The sequence below is a fragment of the Sinomonas humi genome, from assembly GCF_000802235.1.
Lineage (GTDB): Bacteria > Actinomycetota > Actinomycetes > Actinomycetales > Micrococcaceae > Sinomonas > Sinomonas humi.
The window spans coordinates 1-5743 of sequence record NZ_JTDL01000097.1 but is presented as its reverse complement, the minus strand read 5'-3'; the positions used below and the strand labels follow the sequence as shown (position 1 = coordinate 5743).

Annotated in this window: 10 protein-coding genes; 5 read left to right on the top strand and 5 right to left on the bottom strand. The window is 74.0% G+C overall.

What is annotated here, in order from left to right; translation table 11 throughout:
* Nucleotides 1-189: 189 nt before the first annotated feature.
* The 4 genes from LK10_RS08425 to LK10_RS08410 all read right to left on the bottom strand — a co-directional run bounded on the left by LK10_RS08425 (nt 190) and on the right by LK10_RS08410 (nt 1950).
* Nucleotides 190-552, bottom strand: a complete 363-nt coding sequence (locus LK10_RS08425) for a DsrE family protein (RefSeq protein WP_043122358.1) — start codon at nt 550-552, stop codon at nt 190-192.
* A gap of 48 nt (nt 553-600) precedes the next feature.
* Nucleotides 601-900 (bottom strand): metal-sensitive transcriptional regulator, encoded by a 300-nt coding sequence (locus tag LK10_RS08420; RefSeq protein WP_197061893.1) that lies wholly within the window; start codon nt 898-900, stop codon nt 601-603.
* Nucleotides 901-922: 22 nt separating this feature from the next.
* Nucleotides 923-1237: a rhodanese-like domain-containing protein gene (locus tag LK10_RS08415; RefSeq protein ID WP_043122355.1), complete on the bottom strand. Its 315-nt coding sequence runs from the start codon at nt 1235-1237 to the stop codon at nt 923-925.
* A gap of 68 nt (nt 1238-1305) precedes the next feature.
* Entirely contained in the window at nt 1306-1950 is a 645-nt protein-coding gene (locus LK10_RS08410; protein WP_043122353.1) for a class I SAM-dependent methyltransferase, read from the bottom strand.
* Nucleotides 1951-2053: 103 nt separating this feature from the next.
* Here LK10_RS08410 and trxA point away from each other — a divergent pair, with 103 nt between their 5' ends.
* The 3 genes from trxA to LK10_RS08395 are packed head-to-tail and all read left to right on the top strand — an operon-like array spanning nt 2054 to nt 3992.
* Nucleotides 2054-2416 carry a thioredoxin gene (trxA, locus tag LK10_RS08405; protein WP_043122351.1) on the top strand — a complete coding sequence of 121 codons (363 nt, stop codon included), beginning with the start codon at nt 2054-2056 and terminating at the stop codon, nt 2414-2416.
* Nucleotides 2417-2442: 26 nt separating this feature from the next.
* Nucleotides 2443-3402 (top strand): thioredoxin-disulfide reductase, encoded by a 960-nt coding sequence (gene trxB / locus LK10_RS08400; RefSeq protein WP_043122349.1) that lies wholly within the window; start codon nt 2443-2445, stop codon nt 3400-3402.
* Complete coding sequence (locus LK10_RS08395; protein ID WP_156144099.1) at nt 3399-3992, top strand: hypothetical protein; 594 nt, start codon at nt 3399-3401, stop codon at nt 3990-3992. Before trxB ends, LK10_RS08395 begins: the two co-directional genes overlap by 4 nt.
* A 42-nt stretch (nt 3993-4034) precedes the next feature.
* Here LK10_RS08395 and LK10_RS22255 read toward each other — a convergent pair whose 3' ends face one another.
* Nucleotides 4035-4328, bottom strand: a complete 294-nt coding sequence (locus tag LK10_RS22255; protein WP_043122344.1) for an SHOCT domain-containing protein — start codon at nt 4326-4328, stop codon at nt 4035-4037.
* 94 nt (nt 4329-4422) lie between these two features.
* Between LK10_RS22255 and LK10_RS08385 the strand changes: the two genes are divergently transcribed.
* Together LK10_RS08385 and LK10_RS20815 are read left to right on the top strand one after the other, a co-directional pair.
* The gene (locus LK10_RS08385) at nt 4423-4797 is read left to right on the top strand and encodes a DsrE family protein (protein WP_052207111.1); all 375 of its coding nucleotides are present in this window, start codon (nt 4423-4425) and stop codon (nt 4795-4797) included.
* Nucleotides 4784-5743: substrate-binding domain-containing protein (locus tag LK10_RS20815; protein ID WP_052207110.1), on the top strand; the 960-nt coding region annotated here is incomplete at its 3' end. The genes LK10_RS08385 and LK10_RS20815, both read left to right, overlap by 14 nt.

The following is a 5743-nucleotide window of genomic DNA, read 5'->3' as shown; positions in this document are numbered from 1 at the left end:
GGTCGATGTCGCGCTGCGCGTCGATCACGAGCCCGGCGCGGCCGTCGTGGACGAGGTAGCTGCGGTCTCCCAGCTGCGGGGTATCGATGACGATGACGTCCATCGTGTTCCTCCAGGATGCTCTGCGGTCATGCTTCCACTCCCAAAGATACCCCCCGGGGGTATCGGTCCGGCAAGTCGGCCGCCGCCTCAGATCCGGATGTAGGCCCAGCCCTCCCACTGGCGGCGGGCGAGGTGCCCTACTGCGGCGGGCACGACGGCGACGCCCGCGGCGAGGTCCTCCCCCGTCATGCCCGCGGAGCGCAGGCTGTTCCCGCAGGCCAGGATGCCGATGCCGGCGGCGAGGAGGTCTGCGAGCTGGGCGGCGGGACCTCCGGGCGTCGCCAGCAGGGCCACGGCCGGGCCCTGGACGACGAGCTCGACGGCGCGTCCGCCCCCGAGGTCGGCCGCGGCATTCAGCGTGGTGCGCATCGCGGCCGGAAGCCAGGCTTCGGGGGACGGGCCGCTGCCGTGGACGACGAGGCCGGGGACGAGGGCGGGGCTTTCACCCATGGATGGCTCCTTCTCCCGCCCGGGGGCGGGGGCATATTGGGGGGTGGTTCAGGCGAGGGTGAGGAACAGCCGGCGCAGTTCCTCCATGGTCAGCGCGCCTTCGGCGGGCGCAGAGGCGCCCCTTGGGGCGCTGGCGCAGTCGCGCATGGCTGTGGAGATGAGCTCGAAGCCGGCCCTGTCCAGGGCCCCGCGCACCGCGGCCAGCTGGGTGATCACATGGCGGCAGTCGGCTCCTGACTCGACGGCGCCGATGACGGCCCCTAGCTGGCCGCGGGCGCGCTTGAGGCGGTTGGCGAGCCGGCGCAGCTCGGGAGCCCCGGCCGGCGGGGCCTCCCCGGGCGACGGCACGGGCAGCGCAGGGGCACTCACCTCAGGCCCCCTGGGGGCCGAAAGCGACGGGGTGGCCGCTGCGGTGCCACTCAGAGATCCCGCCGAGGACGTTCACGGCGTCGAAGCCCTGCGCTGCCAGGAAGGCGGCGGCCTGGGCGCTCCGGCCCCCCGAGGCGCACATGACGTACACCGGCCTGTGCGGCGGGAGGTCCCCCGTCGACTCGGCCAGGCGGGAGAGCGGGACGTTCTTCGCACCCGGCACGCGGGCCTCCGCGTACTCGTCCGCCTCGCGGACGTCGACGATCGCGGCATCCACTCCGAGCGCGGCGAGGTCGTCGACCGAGATGCTGTTCATGCTGGACTCCCTTCCTGCGGAGGCCGGGCCTTCCGGCCCCCCATCCAAGCATAATACCCGCGGGGGTATCAATGCCCAGCCCAGCGGTGTGGGGGCGCCTCCGCCAGGACGACGCAGTCCAGGGCGGGGCGGAGGCTGCTCGGGACTGGGCGGCGGCGGGTCTCGGCCGAGGAGGCGGCGAGCCCGCAGGCGCGCAGCCAGGCCCCGACCTGTTCGGGGTCCTGGAGGACCGCCGGGTCCTGCGGCCCCCCGGTTCCGTGCTCGACGTTGGCGGCGTCGTGGCCGACCAGGAGGAGCCGGCCGCCGGGGCGCAGCCCGGAGGCGGCCGAGGCCAGGGCTGCCCGGAGGGCAGCGGTCGGCAGCTGGAGGTAGGCCACGAGCACGAGGTCGAGGCTGGCTCGCTCTGGGGTGCAGAGCGTGGCATCCTCGACGAGCCACCGGATGCGCCCGGACACTCCGAGGGCCTGGGCCGAGCGCCGGCCACGCTCCAGCCCGACGGCGGAGAAGTCCACGGCGTCCACCTGCCATCCGCGCCCGGCCAGCCACACCGCATGGCGGCCCTCCCCGGCGCCCAGGTCCAGGGCGCGCCCGGGCGGAAGGCCGTTGAGCTCCTGCGCGACCCACTGGTTGGGCCCGCCGCTCCACACCGGGCCGGCCCCGCCGTATCGCCTGTCCCATTCGGCCGCATCCGCGCTCCGCTTCCCGTCCGCCATGCTCTCCTCCATGCCTCGACCCACTCGGCCCGGGGGGCCCTCGAGGGGCGCTCTTCCGGGACGCCGCTTGTCCCAAGGATACCCCGCGGGGTATTATTCCGGCATGGCTACCATCGACATCACCGAAAAGACCTTCGACGGGACCGTCGCCCGCGAGGGGGTCGTGCTCGTGGACTTCTGGGCATCCTGGTGCGGCCCCTGCCGCAGGTTCGCCCCCACCTTCGCCGCCGCATCGGAGAAGCACCCGGATGTGGTCTTCGCCAAGGTGGACACCGAGGCCGAGCAGCGTCTGGCCGCCGCGGCCAGCATCACCTCGATCCCGACCCTGATGGCCTTCCGGGACGGGATCCTGGTCTTCTCCCAGCCCGGGGCGCTGGATCCCGCCGGCCTGGAGAAGCTGATCGCCGCCGTGGAGGGCTTGGACATGGACGAGGTCCGCGCCCGCGTGAAGGCGCGGGCTTCCTGACGCGGGCGGGGAAGGAAGGAGAGCGCATGAGCGAGCAGCTGGTCATCATCGGCTCCGGCCCCGCCGGGTACACCGCCGCGGTCTACGCCGCACGGGCTGGCCTGGAGCCCCTCGTCCTGGCCGGGGCGGTCACCGCCGGCGGGTCCCTGATGAGCACCACCGAGGTCGAGAACTTCCCCGGCTTCCCCGCCGGGATCCAGGGCCCCGAGCTGATGGACGGCCTCCAGGCCCAGGCCGAGCGCTTCGGAGCCCGCATCGTCTTCGACGACGCCGTCGCCGTCGACCTGGCCGCCGATCCCAAGCTGGTCACCGCCGGCTCCGGGCAGACCCACGAGGCCGTCGCCGTCATCCTCGCCACCGGCTCCGCCTACCGGGAGCTCGGCCTGCCCGAGGAGAAGCGCCTCAGCGGCCACGGGGTCTCCTGGTGCGCCACCTGCGACGGGTTCTTCTTCCGCGACCAGGACATCCTCGTCGTCGGCGGGGGCGATTCGGCGATGGAGGAGGCGCTCTTCCTGTCCCGCTTCGCCCGCACCGTGACCGTGGTGGTGCGCCGGGACGCCCTGCGCGCCTCGCGCATCATGGCCCAGCGCGCCGCCGAGAACCCGAAGATCAGCTTCGAGTACAACGCACGCGTGGCAGCCATCCACGGCCAGGAGAAGGTCACCGGGGCCACCCTGGAGGACACCCTCACCGGGCAGCGGAGGCACATCGGGACGACCGGGATCTTCGTCGCGATCGGCCACACCCCCCGGACCGGGCTCGTCGCCGGGCAGCTCGAGCTCGATCCGGAGGGCTACATCGTCGTCGCGCACCCCACTACCGCCACCAGCATCGAGGGGGTCTTCGCGTGCGGCGATGCGGTCGACCACCGCTACCGCCAGGCCATCACGGCAGCGGGCACCGGCTGCGCCGCGGCACTGGACGCCGAACGCCACCTCGCCGCCCTCGCCGCGGGCCAGACCCTCGCTGCGGACTCGACAAGATGAGTCCCCAGGGAACCGGCACGGAGCAGACCCCCGTACAGGGGTCCGCAGAGGGCCAGCCGGCGGCAGCGCCTCTGCCCCCGCCCCTGCCGGCGGGGGGACGGCGCCGCAGCCGCCTCGGCGTGCTGCGCGATTGGGGGCCCAGGCGGTGGGCCGCTGCCGGAGCCACAGCCGCGGCAGCGGCGCTCCTGCTCTCCACGGCCTCGGCCCCCTTCGAAGCCGGCCCGGGCTGGGGCGCCATGGCCGTGGCGCTCCTGGCGGTCGGCTCCGCAGCCCTGGGGATGCTCGCCGGGACCTACCTCAGGGCGCCCGCGGGCGCACAGCCCACCGTCTGCGACCTGCGCTGGCCCCTGCTCGGGGCAGTCGGGCTGTCCCTGGCCACCACCGGCGCCCCCAGCGGGCTGCTCGCGCAGCTCCTTGCCGGCCTGCCCGAGGCTGCGATCCGATGGGCCGTGCAGCCCGGGCTGGGAGCGGCGGCAATCGCCGTCACGGCAGCAGCCCTGCACCGGCGGCTCGGCATCGCGGCCGATGCCCTCTCGGGGCCCGCCACCGGCCCCGCCTGCTCGACCTGCCGGCCGCTCTTCCCCCGCTAGCCCGCCCTTCCCCCACCGGATCGGGGTGCGGGCCCTGGGCGCTCACATCCACTCGCCCAAGGCCCGCACCCGCTCGAGATAGTCCTCGGTGCCCAGCTCGCCCTGCGCATAGCGCTCGTCCAGCACCTGCCGGGCCTCGCTCCTGGCCCCCCGCCGGCAGCTCGCCAGGGCCGCGGCCACCGCTCGCGCGCACCGGGCCCGGACCACCGCTGCGGCCAGCAGCACCGCAACGGCTGCGGCGACCGGAACGAGCACGCACACCGGGGAAGCCGAAGCGATCGAACCCCAACCCGCCAAAAGGACCTCCTGACCGACCTGCCGAATGTGTAACAACATACGGCACGGGGTATAGGCCACCAAGCCGGCAGCAGCCCGGAAGCGCGTGCGGCAGACGGAAACCCCTTTGAGCCTGACGGAAGGAAACAGGGCAATGGCATCGGAAGAGGGCAAGGACACCGCCGGCGCACGCCAGGGCACGGTCGTGCACCTGGACGACGCCGACCCGGACACCCACCGGCGGGTGCTGCGGAACGTGGGGAACCTCCTGGACGCCCTCGACGACGGCTCCCCCGTCGAGCTCGTCGTCCACGGCCCCGCCATCGCCGCCGTCCTGGCCGGCGCCGACACGGCCGGAGCCCTGCAGGACCTGCTCGGCCGGGGCATAGGCGTGGCAGCCTGCCAGAACACCATGGACCGGGAGGGGATCCGGGCCGGGGACCTGGCCCGGGGCGTGCACACGGTCGCCTCGGGCATCGCCCAGCTCGTGCTTCGGCAGCGGCAGGGGTGGGCATATGTGCGCCCCTGAGCCAGCCCAGTTCTCCGCCGAGCCGTTCGATGCGTCCCTGGACCTCTGCGGCGATGTCCTCGGCGCCGGCCTGCGGGCACTGTTCGCCGGGAACCAGTTCATGGTCCTGCCCGAGCTCTTCGCCGCGTTCTCTGCCGCCACCGGGTCCGGCCCGGTGTTCTACGAGACCCTGCCCCCTGGGATCATCGCCCGCCAGCTGCGCGCCGGAGCCCTCAGGGTCGGGGCCCTCGAGCTGCGCTTCACCCCGGACCTGATCGCCGCCAGCCCCGCCGCGCTGGCCGCTCTGAAGGACGAAGGCCTCGTCGGAGACGCGACCGTCTATGCCGGGAACTGCCTCGCCCTCCTGGTCGCGCCCGGGAACCCCGAGGGCATCGGCAGCCTGGAAGACCTGGGCCGGGCCGGTCTCCGGCTCGCCCTCCCCGACCCGGAGACCGAGGGCATCGGGCGCCTGGCCCTCGCCGCGCTCGAGGACGAGGGCGGAACCGCGCTGCTCGAGAGGATCCAGGGCGCCAAGCGCGACGCCGGGGAGACGGTGCTGACCGGCATCCATCACCGGCAGAGCCCCGCCTGGCTGGCCCAGGGGCGCATCGACGCAGCGATCGTCTGGCAGACCGAGGCCGTCCACTCCGTCCACGACCGCCTGCCCGTCCAAGCCCTGGAGCTCGAGGCCCTGACCCGCCAGCGCGGGCAGAACGCCGCCGCCGTCGTCCACCATGCCCCCCCACCCCGGCGCCGCAGCCGCACTGGCCGCATTCCTCGCCGGGGAGGAAGGCCGGCAGATCTACCGCAGCCACGGGTTCCAGGCCTGAGGGCCGGACCCCTCTTCGAAAGGAGCATCCCATGCAGGAGAAGCAGCCACAGCACCCGGCCCACCGGGAGGCCGTCGTCGCAGCAGCCCACCAGCTCTTCGCCGCCGGGGTCATGTCCCACTCCGGCCACGGAAACC